Genomic DNA, 25349 nt, shown 5'->3' on the forward strand with positions numbered 1-25349 from the left:
TGGATACGTTCAGCCCATTGCTCGTTGGTATCCTGCTTGCTTTCTTGCCTGGGAAGCCTGTCCGGCAGCGAAGACCGTCAAAGTTTCCATCGGATCCCGAGAATGTATTCCAGACTTGCCCATTTCCCACATTCTACCATATTATATGCTTTAGTAGCTATTATTTTCAAAAGGACAGGGCTCATAAATCGTTAGAGAGGACAAAAAAGCAGCCCGCTAACCAGCAGACTGCCCGGAGATTATCCAAAATATTGTTGTACATCAAAGCAAAGACTGTTTATAGTAATCGATCACATTCGTCCGGCGAAAGCCGCAAGACTCATACAATCCAAGTGCCCGTTCATTGCTTGCGGCAACCTCCAATTCAAACGTATCCATGTTCCGTTCACGCCGCAGCCGCTCCATCACCGCAGCCAGTGCCGCTCTCCCGATGCCGCGCCCCCGTTCCTCCGGCCTCATGCAAAATCCGAAGATGAACGCCGTCGATCCCTCCGTGAGCACCCCCAGCTTGCCAACGGCACGGCCGTCCACTTCAATAAGGTAGATGAGCTCCTGCGGCAATAAGCGGGAGCTAGCCAAGGAATCTGCATCCGCTGCCGGCATATTAAAGCCTGCCTGGTTAAGCTCCGCGATCGTCTTCGCATCCCGCTCCTCCGCCATGCGCAGGGTGAACTCGGGATATCTCCCTTGACTCGGCGGCAAGACCTCCGCACGCGCAGCGCGCTCCATGCCATATTCGGAAAAAGCATAGGGCAGCCCACGCTGCTTCATAAAGGCTGTCCCCGAGATCGAATTTCGCGGGCAAATATAAATGAGCTCATGGGGACCGCTGACGGCGAGCAGCCGAATTGCAGCCTCCATCATCTCGGTGAAGATCCCCTGTCTGCGGAAATCAGGGTGAATCATCCCGCTTAGCTCCGCCGCCGACGGGATGATGATATAAATACCAAGGAATCCTGCCAGCTTGCCGTCCTTATAGTATAAAAGATCGTTCGTTCTTCCCTCCTGCCGATCCTGCAGCATCTCCCAATTCAATTTTAATCGGATGCCCTCATGCTCCTCGCAAGCCTCGGCCAATCGTCGAATGTCAGCCAGCTCTTGTTCGTCTAATGTTTGTTTCAAAACGATGTCCTGTACCAGACACGTCACAACCTTTCCGCTCTTTTGCTAAATTTACTCAATTCCTCCGGTGTTATATTAAGGAGCTGATTATTGTTTTACGAAAACCACCTTCTTTTTTGCCAGTGTACCACAGCGCTTGGTCCGCTTCTCGATAATAAATGACTAGGATAAAAAGTTTATCTAGCAGCATGGTGTCAAAAAAAATACTCCTCCTCAGATTATCTTCATGAGGAGGAGCACATTATAACGATTTCGCTCAGGAAACGCTTGGAATTTGAATGACGTTCACCGAGAGCTCGGAGAGCTGCTCGATGACCCCGGCATCCGTTTTCTCGTCGGTGATGACATGATGGATTTGTTCCCACGATGCGACGTGGGCTAGCGATTGCTGGCCGAACTTGCTGAAGTCGGCCAGTACGTAGGCGGTATCGGCAATGCCGATCATCTTTTGCTTGATCAGCGCCTGCAGCTCGTTCGACTCGCTCAAGCCCCTTTGCAGATGCAGCCCTTTGCATGATATGAACGCTTTATCCACATGGTAGGTGCTTAAGGAGCGCTCGGCCAAAGGTCCTACGTAAGAGAGTGAACGAGAGGAGAGCAGTCCTCCCGTGGAGATCACCTTGATCTTCTCCTTCGTGCTCAGCTCCATCGCGACTTTGATTGAATTGGTCAGCACCGTCAGCGCTATGTCCGGCAGCAGCTGGGCCATGTTCCAAGCCGTAGAGCTCGCATCCAAAATAATTCGGTCATGCTCGTTCACATGACGAACGGCTTCTTGCGCAATACGGCGCTTCTCGTCGGCGTTCGTCGTTTCGCGTTCCATATATGGCGTTTCCGCCTGTGAGGCAGGGATGCTGATTGCTCCGCCATGGCTGCGCAGCAGCTTGCCTTCACTCTCCAGCTTATCCAAATCGCGGCGGATCGTTTCTTCCGTCACTTCACATATTGCGCTTAATTCCGTCACCCGGATACTGCCCCGCTCGTTGACGAGCTGTACGATTTTTTGCCATCTTTGGGCTACCAACATCCTGATCCCTCATTCGATTCTAGTTATTGATTTGCTTCCTGCATTTGTTTGCAAAATGTCCCAGTGCCCTATATTGTACAACAAGTTGGCCGATAGCACTAGCTCCGCAGGCTTTACAGGAATGTTGTTTTGTTTCTGAATAGGCTTGTTTTCAATGCAACACTTTTTTCATTCAAAAACATTCAAATCCGTCTTCAGAGGCATTTCACACGGCAGATTTCTTTTATATAATGGAGGGGCACCTGGGGACAACTCACATTCGATTCTGTTACACGCTCTTTATGCTATTCATCACATTTCACCACAATAAGGAGGGATATCGAACAACATGGCGGCGATACATAAGATTAATGACGGCTCCGGCGGCAAGCCCCGGCTGGATATTCAACAAGCCTGGTGGGGCATGGTAGGACTCGGCAATGGAGAACGGGAATGGACCGTCGAGGAGAAATTTGAAAAGATTGCCGAAGCCGGCTTCACCGGCATATTCGGAGCGATCCCCGCACCGGAAGATCAGGAAAGATGGCACCGGCTCCTGGAGCAATACAAATTCAGCTTCGGAACGCATTCGTTTCCATATAAAAGGGAAGATATCAAGCCTGTGCTTCAGGCGGCCAAGCAATTCGGAGCGCAGTATGTCAATTCGCAGGTCATGGATTCATTCGTTATCGGCGACGAGGCGGTCACGCTGCTCCACGGCTTAGTAGAGGAAGCGGAAGCGGCGGGCATGCCGTTCATGGTCGAAACCCATCGTGCCCGGGTGACACAGGATTTGCACCGCACCGTCGATTATGTGAAAGCGCTGCCCAAGCTGCGCTTGACTATCGACTTCTCCCATTATGTCGTTGCGGGCGAAATGGGCCATAGCAGCCTGATCGAAAAGGCCGAGCCTTTCTTCGACGAGCTTTTGCGCCGGACCTCTGGGCTCCACGGACGTGTATCCAACGGGGAGCAGGTGCAGGTGGACATAGGGCCGGATGGCCAGCATGGCATGGTGGAGCATTATTTGCGCTGGTGGACGAAAGGAATGGCTTACTGGCTTCAAGACGCTCAGCCCGGTGACGTGCTGCCGTTCGTGAGCGAGCTCGGCCCTCCAGGCTATGCGATTACCTTGGAGAGCTACCGAGGCGGCAAAGCCGAGATTTCGGACCGCTGGCAGCAGGCTATAGTATTCAAGCGGCTGGCCGAGGAAGCTTGGCGGGGCGCTGTTCGTTAATTAATAATAAATCCACGCCAGGACCGTGAAGCAGCGGACCGGGCGTGGATTTTCTTTAGGTAGCGTAACAGCATGCAAAGGAAGGGAACTCTGGATCGCTCACCGTAACCGTTCTTCGAACTGTACGGCGGACGGGTCCCAGCCATCCTCCCCTGCCAACACATTAGCAACGGTGTAAGCTGCCGCCTCATCCGGAGCTAGCTGGCAAGACCAAGATACTCTCGCTTCCGGGTTCGCCCCGGGTCCCCGGCTGTCGAATTCACCATAACGGGATGTCGCTTCCCGGGCAGGGTCGCTCCAGTTATGCCAGCCTTCCGGCTTGACGGATGCGTCCATATCGGTACGGATCCATACGACATGGGCAAAAGGACGCCATGGCCTGCCGAGATACACATCGGTCATACCGGGATCCGCCGTCAGCGTACAATCGAGGAATACGTATCCGAAAGGCTTATCCTCAGGCGTCGATGCGGCGGTCACATATCCGCCCTTTCGCTTGCTGTGAATACGGCACCGGTTAAATACGGCTGTCGCCGGCCCGAATATATAATCGACATCGCCTTCAATACGGCAGTCTTCATAATACTGCCGGCTTTCTCCCGTATACAGCGTGTCCTGAAATCCAAGGAACGTGACGCTGCGGAATACGGCCCGATCGCCGGTTACGAATGCGGCTACCGCTTGCCCGGTGCCCTGACCGGATGAATTGCGTATGGTCAACTGCTCAGCTGTGAAGTCGTCTCCATGAAAAAAAGCGCTGGCACTGCGAAACGTTCCCAGCGGCTCACCGTCGGGACCAAGCGTCTTGGCATTGTCTGAATACGTCAGCACGACCCCGTCCCGGCTTTCCCCCAGGAAATGCAAGTTCCGTTTTTCCTTCGGAACGAGCAGTTTTTCTTCGTAAGTGCCGTTCTTGATGAATATCGTCACTTTCTCTCTGCTTCCATCCGGCGCGGCATCAACCGCCTCCTGTACCGTACTGAAATCCCCGCTTCCTGCAGCATCAACAATACATTTAAGCATCCTCTTCCCCTTCTCTCCTTCTTAATCCTCTAGCCTATCTGACTTCTCGTGCCTTCAAGATACTACAAAAAAATGGAATAATCTTTATTCTTTCATGCTGAAATGGATCAATAATTCATTATATTTGTCGGCATGGAAATAAGAGCAGCAAAAAGAAAGCATTCGTCCGCGTCTCCACGAATCGAATGCTTTTTATCATTGCTTTTTACAGCTGCTTAGAAGCCGTGACGGTCACAACAACCCTCTCCTCCGCTACCAGCTCAACCGCCTGCAAACGGATTCGATGCAGCGTATCGCCCCATACCGGCTTCATCCGTGCATCGTTGACGGGAACAGCCTCTGCGGACGCTTTCCACCGCGAAGCGTCATAACGCAGCCGGAGCCGCTCCCCCTGCTCGTTGACGAGTTCAATCGTGCCGTCGTCAAGCAGTACGGGCGATTGCAGGCACAAATAGTTTTGCACGATATCCGCGGATGCTTCGCGAAGCCGGTACCTATCCGTTATCTCCACCGCAGCTTCCGTTCCTCTTCCGCGCAGCAGCGCGCAGGTCCGCTTCCAGCTGACAATACCGGCTTCCTCCGGATACGCCTTGGAAAGCTCCATTTCCACCTGCGCCCGCTCCTCGTTAGCCGCATACGTGACGTTTGTCGCCCGGTAGTCTTCCCCCGCTTCCTGCTGCATCCCGTTTACGGTAGGCAGACTATGGAAAGCGGACTGCATCGTCCATATTTCATAACGCTGGGGACTGAACGTTTTGGCGGTGTAGCTCTCGACACCTGCGTCGATGAGGAACGGCCTTCCATTATAATAAACGATAAAATGACCGACATCGTTATGGTTGTGGCTTTCGTTGTTATGCCCGCCTTTGGCGGCCAAGTACAGCCCTGCTGCGCTTCCCTCATGCTCCCTTGCGGCAAAAATATGCGTATCCTTCAGCCATACGTCACGCTCGTAAGGAGGTGAGACCGGCTCGCCCGTCAGCAGCGCCGCATGATTCAGCTCACCCAATATACGCATCAGAGAAGCGATCCGGTCTCGCTTAAAGCCGTTGCTCCGGAATGCATACGCCCCAAGCCGGCTCATCTTGGCATCGCCGATCCGCTCCCCGTATCGATAGACAAGATCTCCGGATATAGAGAGCTTCGCGTCCCCATCGGCAAAGTTGACGAAGTCATTGCCGTCGATATGCGCCCGATATATGTATTTGCCGATCTCCTGAACGAGCGGTTCTCCATAAAAATCGATCTTCCCGTTCGAAGCCAAATACAGCAGCTCCAGGCAATCAAACAAGGAAGCGCCGGCACGTCCCCAATAGCTGGGGCCTTCATCGCAGCCTCCATCCGGGTGATATACCTCCAGAAAATAATCAAGACTTAACGCCGCTTTGGCAACCGCCCGGCTTCGGATGAACGAGTCGTCCTCAGTCAGAAGAAACACAGTCAAACAATTGGAATGAATCCACGGATTCCAGTTGTTGACTTTGCGGCCTGCGAAGCCCATCCACCAGAAATCCTCCCGGTCTAGATAAGGCTCCATAATGCGTCTCCGCAATTCATGGCGGATTCGTTTCCCTATCATCGGACATTCCGCATCCAATCGATTCTGAAGCAAGTATGACGTCCATGCCAGCAGCGCTCCGGTCTCTGCAGCGAACAAATCGATAACCTGCTCGGTCACATCCGGCAGCGCATAGCCTTTACTTTGCGGGGATAACGACATATGGGCCGGGACTACCCAGAACGATTCCTCGCACAGGCACCAAATACCGTTGGCGATTTGCTCCATGAACCGGCCTTTCCCTTCGATGCATTCGCCGATGACCAGATCGGTCAACGCTCTTCGGCGCTCGAAATATACCGTCTCATACCGCGTTCGGTTCCCGTTGCGCACGAAATCCATATAGCGGGAAGCCGGGAGTGCCGGCCAAGTAAACTCAAGCCGTTCCTCCGCCCATCCGATCCATATCGTACGGACATCCTCCTGAAGCGACTCCCACATCGACCTGTTTTCCGCATCGGGATAAGGTCGAAATGCATGGACAGGAACAATACGTTCTGCTGCAGCCTCCTGCGAAATAGCTTGACCAAACATAGTTACATCATCCTCTCAAGGTTAGAGTAGGTAGCGGACAGCTAAGTTCATTGTATAACCAGCCAATGGCAATTCCTACGATCAAATGAAAAGATCATCGTAATCACTGCCTGTTCAACCCTTTTTTTCATAATCAGAAGAAATGATTATCGGCGCAAAAAAGCGCTGTTTATGCGGCTCCGACGGCTTTCCGGGTGTCAGATGAAATGATTGTTTCTTTTTCGTGCACCGTCCCCTACAATGATCGCAAAGAGGCGGATCTTCCAAAGCGCCGCTGCCTTATCCATTAGAGCATCGAATGAACAAGGAGTGTGATGGGTTATGAAAGCGGATACCGTTAAGGCAAGCGCATCGGTTCCCGAAACCGCTGGAAAGCTGAATCGTGGCTTCAAGCGCAATTTGATGGACTGGGACTTGTATTTGCTCCTGGCTCCGGGCGTGCTCTATTTTCTTATTTTTAAATACTTGCCCATGTGGGGAGTCGTTATCGCCTTTCAGGATTACAGTCCTTTCAAAGGCATCCTTCATAGTAACTGGGTCGGCTTCGATCACTTTATCCGATTGTTCCAGTACGACAAGTTTTGGCAAATCTTTCGCAATACCATCTTAATCAGCTTGTACAATCTTGTTTTCTTTTTCCCGGCACCGATCGTTATCGCCCTGCTCCTTAATGAAATCAGAATTTCCTGGTTCAAGCGTTCCGTTCAAACCGTCATTTATTTGCCGCATTTCATTTCCTGGGTTGTCGTTGCAGGCATAACTTACTTGCTGTTGGGCACTCAGGGAGGGATGGTTAACGAGCTGATAGTCGCGTCGGGAGGCCAACCTCTTCCCTTTCTTACTACGCCGGATTGGTTCCGTACGCTGCTCGTATCGCAAAGCATCTGGAAGGAAGCAGGCTGGGGAACGATTATATTCCTCGCCGCTCTATCGGGAGTGGACACGCAGCTGTACGAGGCTTCCATTGTCGACGGTGCAGGCCGCTGGCGCCAGCTGTGGCACATTACGCTTCCGGCGATTCGCAGCACGATCTTCATCCTGTTGATCCTGCGTCTCGGCAACATTCTCGATGTCGGGTTCGAGCACATTTTCCTTATGTTGAATTCGACGGTCAATAGCGTAGGGGATGTATTCGAAACGTATGTTTACCGGGAAGGCTTAATCGGAGGCAAATTCAGCTATACTACGGCTGTCGGTCTGTTCAAGTCGCTGATCGGACTGATTCTTGTCGTCGGAGCCAATTGGCTGACCAAAAAATTCGGCGAGGAAGGCGTTTTTTAAGAAAACAGCCGAAATGAAAGGAGCAGAACTATGCACATCAAACCAACCTTCGGCAGCCGTCTGTTCGATGTCGCCAATGTGGTCATTCTAACGTTATGCGCACTTCTGACGCTGTTTCCTTTTCTCTATATATTGGCTACATCGCTTGCTCCTCTGCAGCAGGTGCTCCGGGGCGGGGTCATTCTTTGGCCGGAGAAATTTACATGGGATGCGTACCAGACGATTTTTAGCAACACGCATTTCGTCCGTTCGCTGTACACGACCTTTTTCATTACGGTAGTCGGCACGGTCACCAATCTGGTGCTGACGACCTTCATGGCGTACCCGCTGGCCAAAAAAAGGCTCAAGGGCCGCCGGATCATTATGTTTCTCGTCGTCTTCTCGATTCTTTTCAACGGGGGTCTCATCCCCTCCTACATGATCGTCAAATCGCTCGGCCTCATTAACACCGTCTGGTCGCTCATTATTCCCGGCGCTATCAGCGCCTTCAACCTGATCATCATGAAAAACTTTTTTCAGGCGATTCCCGAAGAGCTCGAGGAGGCGGCGCGGATCGACGGCTGCAAAAATTTGGGCGTGCTGTTCCGTATCGTGCTTCCTCTATCGATGCCGGCTCTCGCGACCTTCACGCTGTTTTACGCTGTCGGGCACTGGAACCAGTTTTTTGCGGCCGTCATGTACGTGACCAAGCCGAATTTATGGCCGATCCAGGTCGTCCTGCGGCAAATGATAATCGAGGGCTCGACACAGGATTTCGAAGTGGCCATGGGTGAATTGAAGATCGTTCCGACCACGATCAAAATGGCCGCCATCATAGTTGCCACGGTTCCTATTTTGTTCGTATATCCGTTCCTGCAAAAGCATTTCGCCAAAGGGGTACTGCTCGGATCCGTAAAAGGCTAACCGCCGGTCCGTCTGACCGCCTTGCATTTCATGAATTGTTGCCATATCGAGGCATGCCGGGCGGCCAACCCGCCCTATCCATATGCACAAGAAATAAGGAGGTCTTTATCGATGACTAAACGATGGTCCAAATGGATTTCCGTATCTGCCGTAACCGCCCTTACCGCAACGTCATTGCTTGGTTGTTCCATGGTCCCTGGTGCGGAGGATAAGCCGTCCTCAGACAGCGGTAGCGGCAACAGCTCCAAACGAATGAAGATCAGCATGATGTTCCCGCTGTATAACGAGCCGCCTCAGAAGAATGAAGTATGGAAGCTTATCGAGGACAAATTCAACATCGAATTCGAGCCGATGGCTGTACCAAACAACAGCTATGAGGACAAGCTCAAGGTGACGCTCGCTTCAGGCGACATGCCCGATATCATCCTGTGGACCAAATATCCGGACCCCGAGCTTAACAAATACGTTGAGCAAGGCGCCTTCGCGCAGCTGGACGACCTTATTAAAGCATCGCCCAACATCATGAAAACCCCGCAAGCCGTGTTCGATAACGTCAAAATCAACAGCAAGCTGTACGGTGTACCCCGGACCCGGGCTCTGAACCGTTCCGCCGTCATGATCCGCAAGGACTGGCTCGATAATTTGGGACTGCCCGTTCCGAAAACGATGGACGATGTCTACAAAACCGCGGTCAAGTTTACGAACGACGACCCGGATAAGAACGGCAAGGCCGACACCTTCGGCATCGCGTTCGGCGAGAACGTATCCCATATGGACCCGCTTTATATGGCCTTCGACTCCGGCGCTGGCTGGCGCGTGATGGAAGACGGGACACTGATGAATGACGCCATTACTCCGGGTAAAAAGCAGGCGCTCGAATGGCTGCGCAAGCTGTACGCGGACGGCGGCCTGGATAAAGATTTCGCGGTGCTCAAGAACACGCAGGTTTGGGAAAAGCTCGAAGGCGGCAAAGCCGGCATTCTGCTGGGCGGACAAACGAGCGACTATGCGCGCTATGTCGAGAACCTGTCCAAGGTGGATCCAAAGGCCAACCTCATCATGATCGCACCGCCTGCCGGCCCTTCCGGCAAGTCCGGGTACAGTGAAACCTCCGGCTTCTTCGGCCAATGGGTCGTTCCTGCCAAGACGGACAAGGAGAAGCTTAAGCGCATCATGGAGCTGCTGGATTGGCAGGCCGGCGACGAAGCGTATAACCTGAAACGATACGGAGTGGAAGGCATTCACTCTACCAAGAACGCCGATGGAACGTACAAAATTAACGTCGAGAAATATAAAGCCGATGGTGTAGACGCCGTAATTGCCCATAATCCGTTCGATCCTTACAGCTACGTTGTCTCCTCCGCCCCGGCGGCCGTACAGAAAGCCCAGAAGGAAAATCTCGACCTCGTTAAGGATATGGGGATCAAAAACCCTGCACTCGCCTTCGTAGCGCCGTCCGCTCCGGATAAACAGAGCGATCTGAACAAGCTGCGAGACGAGGAATACGTGAAGCTCGTAATGGGTAAAGCGCCGATGGACGATTTTGACCGTTTCGCGAAGGAATGGCTGGATAAAGGCGGCAGCCAAATTACGAAGGAAACCAACGACTGGTACAAATCGCAAAAAAAATAACGTCATGAACGCCCCTCCTGAGAAATGTTTCCCGCGAGGGGCCTTTTTCTATAGCCTTGACTCTTCCGCCGTGAAATCAGTCACGAAGGAATTTGCCTCCGACGGAAGGGAAATTCGATGTTGACACGAACATATATAATATCGAGGATAAAACGCTTTCAAAAAGGTGGTGGCAATTGTGCTCACCCTCTGGGTCCAGCGAATACGCACCTTCGGTCCCGTGAAGCTGAAAGTTATTATAGCCGCCTGTCTCCTGGCCGTTGTTCCTATAGCCATCCTGGGCACGGTCACTTATTTGCTGGCCAGCCACAGCTTATATAAGGAAATCGGCAAGGCAAACCGGGAAACGATCAAGCAGGTGCAGGAGCGAATCGACGAGAAGCTTATTAATTTGGATAAGGTTGTGCTGCAGCATGCGTTCAATCCGGTTTTCAAAGAGTTCCTGTCGCTTCCGAACCCGTATGAAGACCCGCAGCGGTTCCGCTCCGTAATGGCGATATTGACTTCGATGGAGGGCTTGATTAACGATTCGGACGGCGTTTACCTGTATATGACGCAGCAAAATCTGATCGTCAATCCGAGCCAGGGCATGGCGGAATCAAGCCTGCTCCATCCCAGCGTCCTCGAAGCGATAAAGAATCATGACGAAGCTTTCTTCTGGTTTGACCGCAAGAGGTCCCAGCCGAGCGTTCCCCGGGGCGGCACCCATGTCGTGACCTTGGTGCGCAAGCTCCCTGTGTCCGTAGATAAGCCCCTCGGCTATCTGATCATTGAGCTGAACGATCGGGCGTTTTTCGATGTATTTTCCCATATGGAATTCGGGCAAAGCGGCGAAATGCTAATCGCTACCCCGTCAGGAAATATTTTATCCGACTGGAATAAGCAGCTGCTGAAGCCGGACTTCAACGATCCCGTCATCCATCGGATGGTATCGTCGGACAGCCCGGAGGAAATGTTCACCCAGCCTATCGACCATCAGGACATCCTGTTCAATTATGTAAAATCCGACTATAACGGGTGGAGATACATCTCCGCCGTCCCTTTGAAGGAGCTTGCTTCCAGCATTCAATGGATCAAAGGCGCAACGCTGGCGGTCAGTCTGCTGCTGGTTCTCGTCAGCCTAATAGCTGCGATTATTTTGTCCGGCTCGTTCATCCGCAGGCTCCAAGCGATTATCGACGTCGTTCGCAAACGGCTGCCGACGTCATTGCCGTCCCAGACGAATATGAATGAGTTCGGCCTGCTCCATCACTACATGGATTCCCTCCACTCGGCCAATCGCCATTTGGAGCAGCAGGTTATGGAGTCGCTGCCTATGCTGCGCGCGAGCTTCCTGCAGCGCCTTATCACGGAGACGATGAGTCCGGATGAAATCGAAGAGAAGCTGCACTACTACGAAATTGAGATGCCTGCTCCCTACTGCACCGTATTGTGCATGGAGCTCGACCAGATCCGCGGCCAAACGGAACAGGATGCTCATTTATTCACTTATGCCGCTATGAATATAGCCCGCGAGCTGCTTAACCGGTGCGCCCATGGCGTCGTGTTCCAAACGCCGACGGACCACATCGCCATCGTGCTGAATCATGGCACGGACGAAGTGTCCCAGCATGATTTGCAAGCAGCGGCGTTCAGTCTGGCCGAGGAGCTGCGCAGTGTCACTCACCGCTTCCTGAACATTACAGTCACGGTCGGGATCGGCCATTGTTACCCCGGTACGGGGCATATCAAGCAATCCGGCAAAGAAGCGATGGAGGCGCTGCAGCATCAAATGATCCACGGCAGCGGGAACGTGTTCTACATCGGTGCGGTGCAGCCGCAAACCAGCTCGTACGAATATCCGATCGAGCAGGAGCAGCATATATTGACCGGCATCAAGCTGGGGCAGCTGGAGCAAGTGTGCTACCAGGTGGATGAGTTCGCTAACCGGTTGACCGATTCCAACGGCAACGGCAACTACGACCATGTGCAGCAGGCGTTCGTCCAGCTGGTAGCCGCCTCGTTGAAAACGCTGTTCGAGCTGGATCCCGAAGAGGGCCCCAAGCTGTTCCGCTATCACGTATACCATCGGATCGGACGCATGAAAACGAGCGGAGCCATTGTCAAATGGTTAAAAGAGGAGCTGTATCCGACGCTGCTGCAGCACATTACCGAACGGCGAAGCCTTCGCCAAAGAAATACGATGGAGAAGGTTCTCGACTACATCCATGAGCATTACGACCAGGATTTGTCCCAGCCGGCTTTGGCTGACCTGGTATCGATGCCGACCTCGCAATTCAGCCATTTGTTCAAGGTGGAAACCGGTATGACGCTCACGGATTATATCATTGCCTACCGGATGGAAAAGGCTAAAGAATGGCTTCGCGAAACGGAGTGGAAAGTCTCCGATATCGCGGAGCGGCTCAGCTACAACAATCCGCAAAACTTCATCCGCTCCTTCAAGCGGCTGTGCGGCATGACTCCCGGCGAATACAGAACGAAGCACATGCTGAAGCATCAGAGCATCGCGGAATAATTGCCACCACTTTTATCGGCAAAAAAACGGCAAAGAGCCTCCGGTCTGACACCGTGCGGGCTTCCTTGCCGTTTTCTCATTCGTGGTATCCCTTATCCCCGAAGGGCTGCAGCTTCCCGATCCATTTGGCTTCCATCGCCTTCAGCTCATCCGCCGTATCCTTGCGGCTGCCTTTCGGTTCCTTCAGCTCCTCGAGCACTTCAAATTCAAAGGCTTCGCTGCCATATTCGTCCCAATCGTTTTGCAGCGGCTTGCTTCGGCCATTTTTCATGCTCAGCTCGAACCGGGTCCGATTCCACATCGCTTCCATGTTGGCGCTGCTGCCGATCCAGCTTTTGCCGTTGAGCTTGTTGCGAATCCGGTACACGCCCATGGGCCGCTTTATTTCGTTGTAGGCGCGCACAAGCTCCTTGCGCCGTTCTTCAGTCATCGCCGGTGCTCCCTCTTGAACCCAGTAGGCGCTGCCGTCATCCTCACGGTCCAGCAGTCCGAACTCGATCATATACCGGCGCAGGGTTACATAATCGTGATAAGCCTCCCGGAGAATCGCATTGACCTCCTTCTCGGTATATCGGACCCCCGGCTCGAAACGCCCGATCAAATGGCGCAGTACGGCCAGCTTGCGCTTTGCTTTGGTCGGGAACGTGCTTAGCGGCCCGTCAAGCCCCTCCTTAAAGTACGTCAGCACCAGGTTCTGGTACTCTTCCTCCGTCGTATCGTAGCTTTTGCTGCCTGCTGCCGCCGTCTTTTGAACCGGTGCCGATGTCTTTCTGGACGTTGGCTTGTCCTGCCCTTTCGCTTCGTAGTTTTTTTGCTCCAAAAGCTCCATAATGGCCAGGAACAGTCTTGCCTGCTTTTCCTTCTCGCGCAGGGCGAAGCGGTGATTGCGAATGGTCGAAGCGCTTCCTCCATCGAGCTTCTTTACAATTTCGTTATCGCTGTAGCCGTCGTAGAACAGTCGGAGCAAGCTTTTTTGCAGATCGGACAACCCTGTCAGCTTTTTGTTCAAGCCTAGAAAAAAGTCGAACATGGAGCCGTGCTCACGGGCAACATGCCGCTCCGCAAACTTCCCCGCCTCATAAAACGTGACTTCATCGGAATAAATGATCCCTTTCTCGAAGGTTTGGCCGCATACAAGGCAGATGTATTCCCCAGTAGGCTCCTGATAATAATAGCCTTGCTTCAAATCCTTGAGCGGTACCTTCCAAAATAATTCGGTATGATCCATCAACCAAACACCTGCCCGATCCATTTATAAATATATAGATATTTTATGGTTCCGTTTGGTTCATGTCAACACTCCGAAGGCTTTCATGAGAAAAACGTCTATCGACGTCCTTTCACAGAGGAGCGGCCGCGTTAAGAGGTTGTTTTATCGCCAAATAGAATTTTTATATCCGATGACCTCGGAATCTTATAAATTCTATTGTGGTGAGAAAACCAGCCTTTTCATAAAAAAGGCTGGCTGCATAATGAGACTCGCTTATTCGAAGCATGCCGATAGCACTACCGGCTCCTTGCCGCCAATATGGAGAACGACTTGTCCGGTTTGGGCGTCGTATTCCGCCTTCACCGGGATCGCCGATTCATCGCCTTTGGTCGCACGGAACAAAGAGACAAAGACGGTTTCCTTAACTCCGGTTCTTCTTCGGATCAATGTGCTTCGCTTGCCGACGGACGGCATCGCCATGGTTTCCGCCATGAATACCTGTTCTCCCTCTTGCACATCGAGCGCTATCAACTGCAGCCGGTCTCCGGCCGCATCCTGCTTATTCCATTGCCAATCAGCACGCCACTGCCCCCCTTCGGGAGAAGCCGTCTGCAGCTTCTGTAAGTAAGAGTACCCGTCTTCGCTCCCAAGGCTTCCTTCCGCAGCTTCCCTCCAAGAGAGCCGCGCCGCCTCATCCGCATCGCTGCCATCCGGAAGGAATGGTTTCCCTTGGGTATGAATGACCCAATCCACCGTCTGCTCTTCGTCGCAGCGAATTTGAAAAGCATCGAGCAGCACATCGCCGGTCAGGACGATTTTCCGCCGCAGCCTTGCTCCAGGGTATGCCTCTCCTGCATCCATGACGGCTACCAGCGTTCCGTCCGGCCGCCTTTGCATGAGCACGATCGAGCCTTCGGCTTCAGCCTGCGACCTGCCTCCGACAGCTACCGTATTGTGCGCGACCGTTTGTTTGAAGTATTCGAAATGTATCGGGTTTCCGTAAGGAAGCATCCCTGCATCCTCGAGCCACGGATGTCCTCCGGCGAAGAACAGCAGGTTGAGCTTATCCTGATGCCCATGCCATCCGCCGTGCTCCCCGTAATCGACCATAGCAACCTGGCCTTGATCAGGCGCCCCGGCGTCCCGCTTCAGAAACAGCATGCCCGCCTTTTTCAAATGGACAAACCGGCTATCCGGTTCGTCCATTGCCAATGGCTGCAGATCCGCGCTCCCCTCTTGCTCTTCTTCAAAGCCGAACAGAAAGCTGTACAATGAATCTCTTGCAGCGCCTTCCAGCACCTCGCTGCCGATCCCGATGTATTTGGCGGCAAATTCGTACAGATGGAAGTACTTTTGGATCGGCACCACGCCGGAATCGTGAATCGCGGACAGTGTTCCGTCCGGCTGCATGCACTCCAGCGGCGCACGGTACATCGATTGAAACCGCGGTTCCTCGTACAGGCGAAGGTTAAAGCTTTGCGCTGCCAGCACGATTAAGGTTTGCGCCTCCAATGTGTAGAAATGGTAGCCCCACGCTCCCTCGTACCAGAACCCGTCCTCGCCAAGACTATTTTCCATTTGGAAGTAAAAACCGTTCTCCGGATCATGAAGCGCCTGATCCATCAGATCTCTGTCGCCCACAGCGGCGGCTGTTAAAGCTTTGGCTGCATTATGATACGTTTGCCAGTTCGAAATGCCTGCCGGGTTGTTATTGATAACCTCAATCGCCGGATATAGAAGCTTGTCCGCTATATGCCGGCATTCTTCGGGCGACAATACTCCTTGCTCCTTCAAAATATGGTAGGCCTGCGCAAGCAAGCATAGCCAGCTCGCCTCCGACAGCGTCTGGCACATCACTTTGCCCGATGTTTTACTGGCGCCGCCATACCGGTCGTGCAGCTCGAATCCTTCATAATGATCCGCGTAGGACATCAGCACCTGCTTCGACCATTCGGCCCATTGCCCGTTGCCCTCGATAGCGGAAACGACGCTTGCGTTGCGGCACGTTCTTGCATAGTTCCAATGCTCGTTGGCTACGGCTACATCATCCCATGGCTTGCCGCTCCAAACCTCGTTACAGGTCGGACAGCGGTGATGATGCCGGTCGATTAGAATAAGACGGTCACCGTCGTTGGGACAGTTGTAATCGTGACTCCATCCGCCCTCCAAGAGCGGAATGGCCACTCTCTGAGACACCAGTCTCTCCTGATCGCTGCGAAAACGGTCGTATGCTGCGCGCGCCTGCGGATAACGCTTACATTTATCGCTTATTGCTTCTAACCATGATTGGGTCCACATGTCCATTACCCCTTCCAGTATTTGTTCGTCAAAATGGAACAACGTCGAGCGAAGTTCGACAAAGCTTTCAATTCTCTGTTCATCCTACCAGAATCCGAGCTGGGAAAGTTACGGTACATTTCGAAAAAATGTCGTTACTTTACGCTTCCGTCACAAGACGTACAAGATTTTAAATTGGTGCTCGACAAAATATTGTGTTTTGCTCACGTATATTTTATAATCACATGTACGATTTAATATTGGAGTGACCAAAGTGACTGTAATAGACGCCTGTCGTATCGAAGACGAAAGTTTACATACTATGCCCGCCTTTTCGCCATTATCGCTAGCCTTCGCCCCGGAATCCGACGTTATCAATCCTACGCTGCAGCGCATTTTGGACTATCTCTGTCCTTGCCCTGCCTTTATTGCCGACCGCAGATGCAACATTGTCGGATGGAATAAGGCAGCCAGCGCCATTATGGGCAGCATCGGACCTATCCGCGAAGAGGAACGCAATATCGTCTGGCTTTCTTTTATGAAGCAGGAGATGCGCGACCTGGTGGTGAACTGGGAAGATTTCGCACACGATTTTCTTACTATATTCCGCAACTATTACGGCCAATACGCAGGCGACCCTTGGTACGACGAATTCACCGACCATTGCGCCAAAATCAATCCGCAGTTTACACAGCTGTGGCAGCAGGGCGATCACAGAACGGAGCCTAAAACCGTAAGGGAGTTGAACCACCCTCTCGCCGGCAACATGAGATTCGAGATTACCTCGTTTCAAGTATATGCCAACGCCGATCTTCGCTGCTGCGTCTATACCCCGCTGCCGGATTCCGAAACGGAATTGAAGATGCGGCAGCTGCTTGGATCCATGTCCTGAAGCTTTCTATAAGAGTCCGTTATCGGCGGCAAACTGCCGGACCCGGACAGGCATTCCCAGCTTGCTGCTTTCGATAGCCGCAAACAGTAGCGTCATGGAGTTCAAATTCGCTTCCGCATTCGTTTCCATTGCCGGTCCGCCATGGACCCATTGAAGGAACGATTCCAGTAAGTAATCATTGCCCCATTTGGCATTTTCTTTGAGCGGGACCGGCATACCTGTCGGACCGCTCTTTATGTTGTCCTCCTCGGCAAACACTTCAACGGCTCCCCGATTCAAAACGACCGTAGCATGCTCGAATTCCGCGCGGATATATTCCTGCTCCCAGCTGTTTTGGGCCGATGCATTGCACCAGGCGGTTTCGTAAGAGGCGCGGACCGCGTTCTCGAACTTCAAAGCAAGCATTGCCTGTGCACTGCCCGTGAAGTTGCCCCACTTCGGAGTCCACGAATCCATATACACGGTTTCACAGCGTGCACCCGCCAAGTGCTCCAGCAAGTCCAGCTGATGGATAGCGCCTTCGATTAGCATTGTATTGTCCATTTTAGCCTGTCTGTCCTTTAGGCCGTCTCTGCGGTTCCAGTTAAAATTGAAAACGAGGTAGTCCAGCGCACCGTAATTACCGGATCGAACCAGCTCGCGAAACGTCCAGATCGGCTGTCTGAACCGGTGCGTCATCGTAACGCCAACCTTCTTCCCGAGCTCGCGCGCTTTTTGTACGATCTTGCAGCTGGCCTCCAGCGTATCGGCAAGCGGCTTCTCGCACAACACGTCACAGCCGTTCTCCATTGCAAAAACTGCGATATGCTCTCGGGTATGAGGCGGAGATGCTATAATGCACACTTGCGGGGCAGTCGCTGCAAAGGCCTGCTCCAATTCTGTAAAGCACCGGTCAGAGCTCAACCCCAAATATTGCTCCGCAAGCTTCAGACTGTCCGGATTCACATCAACGGCTGCCACCACTTCCAGCTGCCCTTCCTGAACGGCTTTGGGAAGCGTCTGCGTAACCCACGTTTTGCCCCAACCGCCCGTTCCTACGATAATAGCTTTCAAAGTCATCTCATCATCCCTCTTCTGATTTCTAATCTCTATTCGCCATCCCGCCCCCAAGGAACCCGGTTCCTTCTAAGCACAGTTTCATTATAGCAACCGGGATGCCGATTCCTATGTATTCAGGTTGCTATTGTATGGCATGATGTCTTCTCGTAACATAACCCCACAAAGTGGAGATTGGGCATCGAGGCCAATCAGATACTTTGCGGAGAGCCATGATAATAAATTCTATATACGAAAAAAAACGCTCCCGGCAGCCTGATAGCAGGCCGGCGGGAACGGTTGTATGATGACTTGACTCGCGCTGAGACAGCGGGCGCCAGTTGGTTTTATAGCCATGTGCTCGCGTATTCACATCGTGAAAAGCATGGGGACTCTCAGGACTCTAGCCCGCGTTCTCGCTGCTGTCCTCCCGAAGCCACAGATGGCGGAGCTCCTCACTCGTCTCCAGCAGCTCCTCCAGCGTTCCTTCGGCTTCAATCCGGCCGTCCTTCAGTACGATGATATGATCCGCATGGGCCAACGCCGTCTTGCGGTGCGAAATGACGAGGCAGGTAGCCTCCCCCTGCCGCTGCTCATAGATACGCTCCCACAGCTTGCGCTCGGTTTCGACGTCGAGGGCGCTCGACAGGTCGTCGAAGACGAGCAGCTCCGCATCGCGGACGAACATGCGGGCGGCCGCCGTACGCTGCGCCTGGCCGCCGGACAGCTTCACTCCGCGCGGGCCGATCACCGTATCCATTCCATGCTGCAAATGGCTTATATCGGGCTCCAGCACGGCGGAGTGAACGGCTTTTTGCAGCTCCCCGCCTTCGCTTTTCATCCCGAGCAGGATATTGTTGCGAAGCGTGTCGCTGTACAGCCGCGGAACCTGCGGCGTATAGGCGCTGTGGGGCGGAACGAAGAAGTCCCCGGGATGGTCGACCCGCTGCCCGTTCCAGAGGATATCTCCGCTATCCATCGGAAGCAGCCCGAGCAGCGTCCGCACCAGCGTCGTCTTGCCGGAGCCGATGCGCCCCGTGATGACGGTGAACGATCCGCGCGGGATGCGGAACGTAACATCCTCGATTCCTCTACCGGTTTCGGGATAGCGGTAGGTCAGCCCGCGCACATCCATCGACTGCAGCCGATCTTGTTCCTTAATCGCAGCATCTAAGCTTCCCGGATCGATCGGGTTCGAGCGCAAATACAGCGGATGATGCTCGGTCGCCACAGCGAGGTCGGCTCCTTGAAGCAGATGCTCCAGCCGGTCCTTGGCTACGGTGCTTTGCTTGAAATAGGTCAAAAACTTGCCGAAGTTTTGAATGAACTGCGTGACGAACGTCAAGTAATAAACGAACAAAGCGAAGTCGCCGACGGTAAAGCTGCCGTTTCGCATCGACTGTGCTCCCAGCAGCAGAATAAAGCCGGTTCCCAGGTTGACCGTATTGGAGAACACGGAGTCTAGCATCTGGTTCAGCAGCTTATCCTTCAGCATCGCCTGCCTGCGGTTGTCGTTCAGCTGGCGGAACCGGCTGATAACCCGCTCCTCAGCGCCTGCCACCTGAATGGATTGCACTGTGCTGAACATTTCGCTGATGGCGCCGGTAACCTGGCTTGTCGCCTCCCGGCTTGCCGCCCTGTATTTTTGCAGCAGCGTCGTAGACAGCTGGGCTATGGTCACTACGACGACCAGCGGCAGAAATACCCATAGCGTCATCCTCGGATCGATGCCGTACAAGATGTAGAAGGATACTACAGCAAAGCAGGTCATCCCGAAGGCGTCCACCGACCAGCTGATCGTCTCCTCGAGCTGATCGACATCATCGCGGAAGCTGCTGATCGCCTCCCCCGGAGAGCATGGAATCGCCTTCGCTCCCGGCTCCTTCAACACGTGCTTCAGCATATTTCTGCGCAGCAAAGCGCCGATTCGAAAACGGAAGCTGATGTCCGTAATAAAGCCCAGAACAATGAGAACCGATTTGCCGAGTGCAGCCGCAATCAGCAGGACGATCAGCGTCCAAATGCTGAACCCGTACACGGCGCCGCCCGACAGCGTATCGAAAAATTCCTTCGTAATCCAGCCCGGTATGATAGGGGCCAAATAAATAAGCGACCAGGCTATTGCATTAAGGATATATAAGAGCGGCCGGTACTTCGTAATCCGCCACAAAAACGTAAAGGTGCTCACGCCAGCATCTCCTCCATTCCGACTTGAAGCATCCGGCTGTAACGGGACCGGTGATCGGCGGCGAGCACCGTACGGTCACCGAATTCGATCATTTCTCCCTGCTCCAGGATTAGAATTTGATCCGCACGCTGAATCGTCGCCAGCCGGTGGGCGATGATAATGCAGGTCCGGTTCACCAGAAGCCGGTTGATCGCCTGTTCGATCTTCTGCTCGGTGGCAGGATCCAGACGCGACGACGCTTCATCCAGAATGATGAGCCCCGGATCCGACAAGAATACGCGGGCGAACGAAATGAGCTGCGCTTCCCCGGCCGAGAGGCCGCCGCCCCCGGACTCCAGCTGGCTGTCGAGTCCCGCAGGCATTGAACGGAACCACTCCTTCAAGCCGAGCTCCTCCAGCACCTCGATGATTTTGCTATCGGGGATATCGTCGCGGAAGAACGTCAGATTATCGCGCACCGTCCCTTGGAATATTTCGATATTTTGCGTCACCATCCCGACTTTGCCGCGCAGAACGCTTAGCTTGGCGTCGCGCAGATCGACCTGCTCCAGCAAAATTCCTCCGGCACTCACATCGTAAAACCGCAGCAGCAGACGCGCCATCGTCGTTTTGCCGCTTCCCGTCCGGCCCAGTACCCCGAGCACCTTGCCCTTTTCCAGCCGGAAATCGATGTCGTTCAAGGTTAACGTATCATCCTCGTATCCAAACATGACATGGTTAAACGTAACGGACAACGGCCCTTCCGGCAGCGGCACTCCTTTACCGTCACGAATTTTGGGCTCTGTAGCGAGCAGCTCGCGGATTCGAATAATGCTCGCGTCCGCTTTTTGCAAATCTTCCATTTGCGTGCGGATTTTCTCGATAGGTTTGGCCATCAGTTCCGTGTAATAGAAGATCATATAGACGGTACCGAGCGTAATCGCCCCCTGCTTCCAGTAATAAGCGCTGAGGCCGAAAGCTACCGCATTGCCGATGGCAAATACGACCAGCGTCGTAATCCACATGCTGGCCCAGCCCATAAAGGCTTTCATACGCAGCGGCAGCCATTCCCGGATCAAGGTGAAGAAGCGGAACATGACATAATCAGTCGCACCGTTTGCGCGCGTATCCTCCGTCCCTTCCAGATGCTCGCCTAGAAAGCCGTAAAAGCGCGCACTCATCTGCCGCAAATTCCCCCAGTGAGGGACGGCGAATTTTCTAATATACTGGATGGCGTATATAGCAGCCACGACGAACAAGGTCATGCCGAGCCCGATAACCCACCCTTCCCGATACAGCAGAACGAGCATGCCGGCAACCAGAACCAGATTGCTGAGCAGCGTCACGACGAAGTTGGAGAAGAAATTCGCCAGGTTGTTGATGTCGCCGTCGACGCGCTCGATTATGGCACCCGATGTGTGAGACTTATGGAACGACATATCCAGCTTCATGCAATGCTCCGCAACGTCCCCGCGCAGCTTATTCGTGGCGATCCAGCCCACATTTTCCCCGATATAGGTCGCGATAATAGTAATGACCTGCTGCAGCAAGGATACTCCGATGAACAAAGCTGCCGCGTAGATGAGCGGTGCCGAGCTGTCTTCCGACTTGGCCGTATCGATGAAATAACGGATAATTTGCGGATTGATGAGCTGCATGACGATGCCGGCGCACAACAGCAGCGACAGCCATACAATCGCTTTGCGCTGCGGCCTTAAGTAGCTTTGCAGCAATCCGGCGTATTCCTTCACCGGTATTTTCTGTTTCATGATGGACTGCCCTCCTTAAGGTGAATACCGCTCTTCCAAAAAGCGTACGTACGTTTGTTACTTTAGTGGATACCAATGGCGGCGTCAACGTATTTTTTGGATGAAATTAACTTTCCCCATATGCAAGCTCAGGACTCAAACAGGCTCTAAGCTGCTGATGAAATCGGCAAATTGGGATCGCTTACAAAATGGATGCGTTTCCTTTCCTATCCATGCTATAATTGAAATTATTGTTAATTTAGGAGACATGTCCATGCTATCAAAATTCCGTAAACCGTTTCGCAGCTACCCGGTATGGGCTCGCATGCTCGCCCTACTTGTCGTCATAGGCGTTATATCCATGATGCGGACATCTCCTCCCGTCGAGAATGCTGTCAATCCGCGCAAGCCGCTGCAGCTGGACACCTCCTTAACCGATTGGACAAGCGAGGAGCTGAAACGCAATCCCAATATTATTATCGTTCTCAGCGAATCGTTCTGGGACCCTACTCTTATGAAAGATCTGACGTTCAGCAGAGACCCGATACCCACCTTTCACGAGCTGAGCAAGAAATATACGAGCGGCTGGATGCTGTCACCCCAGTTCGGCGGCGGTACGGCCAATGTGGAGCTGGAGGTGCTTACGGGCAATTCCATGCGGTTTCTACCCGAAAATACGATAGCGTACGAGGAATTCGTCAAGCGCGATATCGAGTCGCTGGCGTCGATTTTGTCGTCCCGAAACTACACTCCTACCGCGATTACCCCGTTCTACGACTGGTATTTCGACAGCCGGAACGTGTATCGTCATTTTGGCTTTTCCCGCTATATCAGCTACGAGTTTTTTAATCCGGATGAATTCGTCGGGCCTTATATCGGCGATCATGCCGTAGCCAAACGGATTATTGAAGAAAGCGCTCGCACCGAAGGCGCCGATTTTATTTTCGCTAACACGATGGAAAATCATTACCATTATTATGCCAATAAATTCGAACGGAACACCATTCGAATCAAAGATAAGAAAGATACGATGGCAGGCGCAGCAATCGATATTTTGGAAACGTATGCACAAGGAGCGAATGGAGCGGACGCCATGCTGCAGGAGCTCGTAGAGCATTACAGCAAAGTGAAGGAGCCGACGATCGTTGTGTTTTTCGGCGACCATCTCCCTTTCTTTGAGGAAGATTATTACGTGTACCGCGAAGGCCATTATTTACAGGGCGAGGAGGATCCCGATTTTCTGCAGAAGACTCACAAGGTTCCTCTGCTTATATGGAACAACTACCTTCAGGAAGGCAGGGAAGACTTATACTTCAATCCTTCCTTTCTCGGACCTTACGTTCTTAATTTGGCCAAGATAAAAGGAAGCGATTACACCGATTTCCTGTCGCAGCTGTCCAAGAAAATCCCGATCATACCGCCTAAATCGTACTATGAAGCCATGAACATTAACGAGGCGGATTTGACTGAATACCAGTCACGCCAGCAGGTTATGATGTTCGGCGGCGACAGGAATACCCCGGAGAGTATGGATGACCCGCCAATCCAACCTACATTGATAATGGGATACGGAGATCCTGTTATTACATCCGTTACTCCAGATTCGCTCAGTACGGGTGACGGCGCCTCGCTCACCGATACGAAAAAGATGATACAGATCACTCTGACCGGCGGCCGCTACGGTATTGGGAGCGTCGTCTACGTGAACGGCAAGCCGATGCAAACAAAATGGGAAAGCGAACAGGAGCTTACGGCCGACCTGCCCAAATCTTTATTGGCGAAACCTGGCAATCTGGAGCTTCAGGTCAAGGTTGTCGACGAGAAGGAGAACATTCTGGCGCAATCGAAGCCGTATTTTCTGCCGGTGTTGGTGAGAAAAACGTCTATCGATGGAACCCGAAGATGAGCGACCGCGTTCAATCGAAGTTTTTATCGCCAAATGGAATTTTGCATCCGATGATCTCGGATAGCTTATCCATTCCATTGTGGAGAGAAAAACATCCATCGACGAAACCCGAAGATGAGCGGCCGCATTCAATGGAAGTTTTTATCGCCAAATAGAATTCTGCATCCGATGATCTCGGATAGCTTATCCATTCCATTGTGGAGAGAAAAACATCCATCGACGAAACCCGAAGTTGAGCGGCCTTTACGAGTCTTACCTATTCTGATATGGCAAAAAGCCCTGACGTGCAAACGGTTCCATGCGCAACCGAAGCTCTCAGGGTATTTTTCATTCGTATTCACCTGTTGGAAATCAATTCTACCGCTGCCGACTTCCTCTTCCGGTATTCGACAGGGGTCATTCCTTTGTGCTCTTTAAATATTCTGGAAAATGTATTGTAGGAGCCGTAGCCCGACTCCAGTGCAATATCGGAGACGTTCATTTCCGTCGCCGCAAGAAGTCCGCACGCATGACGGATCCTAACTTCATGCACGAAGGTGAGGAAGTTTTGCCCCACCGTCTTTTTGAACAGCTCGCTCAAGTAAGGAACGCTGAAGCCGCACGTGTCGGCCACTCCCGATAATGTAAGATCATCCTGGTAATGAGCGTGTATATGCTGAATGACCCGCCAGATGCTGCTTGGCTGCTGCGAGTGTCCTCTCCCTTTGCGAAACGGCGCCGCCACAGTTTCTCCCGTCATGTTTCTGCGGAACCGGTCGAACCGGACGAGCACCTCTGTCAGCTTGGCTTTGAGCAGCGACTGCTTCCACAAGCTATCCCCTGCATATTCCTCCCGCATTTCCGCAAGAAGAGACCGCAGCCTCTCCTGCTCGCACTCCGGCAGCAGCACGAAGGATGGCAGCAGGTCTTCGGCCTGATGCAGATCGATTCCCGGCAGCTGCTCTCCCGGCGCGTACAAGTGGATTCCGAAGTTGCAGTTATATAACGACAACGGAGCTCCCGGCTCCGAGATAATTTCATGATATTGATAAGGCATGACGAGCGTAAATGTCCCTGGAACCATCGGATGCTCCACACCGTTGATGATTTCCGTTCCGCGCCCTTCGATAACATAGGAAAACTCCAAAAAATCGTGCCGATGCGATGGGAAGCCGTTTTCCAGTCTGTGAATTTTTATGTGAAAAGGAAGCTCCGAGTCCATGTTGGGATAATGGGTCAAATATTTCGGAATGACGGCCATGCGACTATCTCTCCCCTGCTGAAATTTTGGGATACCGACCGGAAAAAGTGGGACGCAATTTCT

Annotated in this window: 17 protein-coding genes; 7 read left to right on the forward strand and 10 right to left on the reverse strand. The window is 52.8% G+C overall.

Annotation, left to right across the window (positions count from 1 at the left end):
* Positions 1 to 261: 261 nt before the first annotated feature.
* Together ACFQ88_RS15375 and ACFQ88_RS15380 are read right to left on the reverse strand one after the other, a co-directional pair.
* Positions 262 to 1122: a GNAT family N-acetyltransferase gene (locus ACFQ88_RS15375; RefSeq protein WP_379454674.1), complete on the reverse strand. Its 861-nt coding sequence runs from the start codon at positions 1120 to 1122 to the stop codon at positions 262 to 264.
* Between the two features lie 256 nt (positions 1123 to 1378).
* Positions 1379 to 2149, reverse strand: a complete 771-nt coding sequence (locus ACFQ88_RS15380) for a DeoR/GlpR family DNA-binding transcription regulator (protein ID WP_379454675.1) — start codon at positions 2147 to 2149, stop codon at positions 1379 to 1381.
* 328 nt (positions 2150 to 2477) lie between these two features.
* Here ACFQ88_RS15380 and ACFQ88_RS15385 point away from each other — a divergent pair, with 328 nt between their 5' ends.
* Positions 2478 to 3365, forward strand: a complete 888-nt coding sequence (locus tag ACFQ88_RS15385; protein ID WP_379454676.1) for a sugar phosphate isomerase/epimerase family protein — start codon at positions 2478 to 2480, stop codon at positions 3363 to 3365.
* Between the two features lie 99 nt (positions 3366 to 3464).
* Here the strand turns inward: ACFQ88_RS15385 and ACFQ88_RS15390 are convergent, their stop codons facing one another.
* Together ACFQ88_RS15390 and ACFQ88_RS15395 are read right to left on the reverse strand one after the other, a co-directional pair.
* A complete protein-coding gene (locus ACFQ88_RS15390) occupies positions 3465 to 4388 on the reverse strand; it encodes a pectinesterase family protein (protein ID WP_379454677.1) in 924 nt (307 codons plus the stop codon).
* A gap of 205 nt (positions 4389 to 4593) precedes the next feature.
* Positions 4594 to 6480 (reverse strand): heparinase II/III domain-containing protein, encoded by a 1887-nt coding sequence (locus ACFQ88_RS15395; protein WP_379454678.1) that lies wholly within the window; start codon positions 6478 to 6480, stop codon positions 4594 to 4596.
* A 321-nt stretch (positions 6481 to 6801) separates the two neighbouring features.
* Between ACFQ88_RS15395 and ACFQ88_RS15400 the strand changes: the two genes are divergently transcribed.
* The 4 genes from ACFQ88_RS15400 (at position 6802) to ACFQ88_RS15415 (ending at position 12811) form a co-directional block, all read left to right on the forward strand.
* Positions 6802 to 7761 carry an ABC transporter permease gene (locus ACFQ88_RS15400; RefSeq protein WP_379454679.1) on the forward strand — a complete coding sequence of 320 codons (960 nt, stop codon included), beginning with the start codon at positions 6802 to 6804 and terminating at the stop codon, positions 7759 to 7761.
* A gap of 30 nt (positions 7762 to 7791) precedes the next feature.
* Complete coding sequence (locus ACFQ88_RS15405) at positions 7792 to 8664, forward strand: carbohydrate ABC transporter permease (RefSeq protein WP_239627445.1); 873 nt, start codon at positions 7792 to 7794, stop codon at positions 8662 to 8664.
* 111 nt (positions 8665 to 8775) lie between these two features.
* Entirely contained in the window at positions 8776 to 10296 is a 1521-nt protein-coding gene (locus ACFQ88_RS15410; protein WP_239627447.1) for an extracellular solute-binding protein, read from the forward strand.
* A 178-nt stretch (positions 10297 to 10474) separates the two neighbouring features.
* Positions 10475 to 12811, forward strand: a complete 2337-nt coding sequence (locus tag ACFQ88_RS15415; RefSeq protein ID WP_379454680.1) for a helix-turn-helix domain-containing protein — start codon at positions 10475 to 10477, stop codon at positions 12809 to 12811.
* Between the two features lie 76 nt (positions 12812 to 12887).
* Here the strand turns inward: ACFQ88_RS15415 and ACFQ88_RS15420 are convergent, their stop codons facing one another.
* A complete protein-coding gene (locus ACFQ88_RS15420; protein WP_379454681.1) occupies positions 12888 to 14039 on the reverse strand; it encodes a DUF2087 domain-containing protein in 1152 nt (383 codons plus the stop codon).
* Between the two features lie 255 nt (positions 14040 to 14294).
* Positions 14295 to 16319: a heparinase II/III domain-containing protein gene (locus ACFQ88_RS15425; protein ID WP_379454682.1), complete on the reverse strand. Its 2025-nt coding sequence runs from the start codon at positions 16317 to 16319 to the stop codon at positions 14295 to 14297.
* A 253-nt stretch (positions 16320 to 16572) separates the two neighbouring features.
* On the opposite strand from ACFQ88_RS15425, the gene ACFQ88_RS15430 reads away from it, so the two are divergent.
* Positions 16573 to 17190, forward strand: a complete 618-nt coding sequence (locus ACFQ88_RS15430; protein ID WP_379454683.1) for an MmyB family transcriptional regulator — start codon at positions 16573 to 16575, stop codon at positions 17188 to 17190.
* A gap of 6 nt (positions 17191 to 17196) precedes the next feature.
* Here ACFQ88_RS15430 and ACFQ88_RS15435 read toward each other — a convergent pair whose 3' ends face one another.
* From ACFQ88_RS15435 to ACFQ88_RS15445, 3 genes are all read right to left on the reverse strand, one after another.
* Positions 17197 to 18249, reverse strand: coding sequence for a Gfo/Idh/MocA family protein (locus tag ACFQ88_RS15435; protein WP_379454684.1), 1053 nt, complete (start codon positions 18247 to 18249; stop codon positions 17197 to 17199).
* A 379-nt stretch (positions 18250 to 18628) separates the two neighbouring features.
* On the reverse strand, positions 18629 to 20413 hold the full coding sequence (locus tag ACFQ88_RS15440) for an ABC transporter ATP-binding protein (RefSeq protein WP_379454685.1): 1785 nt from the start codon (positions 20411 to 20413) through the stop codon (positions 18629 to 18631).
* A complete protein-coding gene (locus ACFQ88_RS15445) occupies positions 20410 to 22161 on the reverse strand; it encodes an ABC transporter ATP-binding protein (RefSeq protein WP_379454686.1) in 1752 nt (583 codons plus the stop codon). The genes ACFQ88_RS15440 and ACFQ88_RS15445 overlap by 4 nt, the downstream gene beginning before the upstream one ends.
* Before the next feature lie 253 nt (positions 22162 to 22414).
* Here ACFQ88_RS15445 and ACFQ88_RS15450 point away from each other — a divergent pair, with 253 nt between their 5' ends.
* On the forward strand, positions 22415 to 24046 hold the full coding sequence (locus ACFQ88_RS15450; RefSeq protein ID WP_379454687.1) for an LTA synthase family protein: 1632 nt from the start codon (positions 22415 to 22417) through the stop codon (positions 24044 to 24046).
* 337 nt (positions 24047 to 24383) lie between these two features.
* Here ACFQ88_RS15450 and ACFQ88_RS15455 read toward each other — a convergent pair whose 3' ends face one another.
* Complete coding sequence (locus ACFQ88_RS15455) at positions 24384 to 25286, reverse strand: AraC family transcriptional regulator (protein WP_379454688.1); 903 nt, start codon at positions 25284 to 25286, stop codon at positions 24384 to 24386.
* Positions 25287 to 25349 lie beyond the last annotated feature (63 nt).

Source organism: Paenibacillus sp. NPDC056579, assembly GCF_042793215.1.
Classification (GTDB): Bacteria; Bacillota; Bacilli; order Paenibacillales; family NBRC-103111; genus Paenibacillus_S.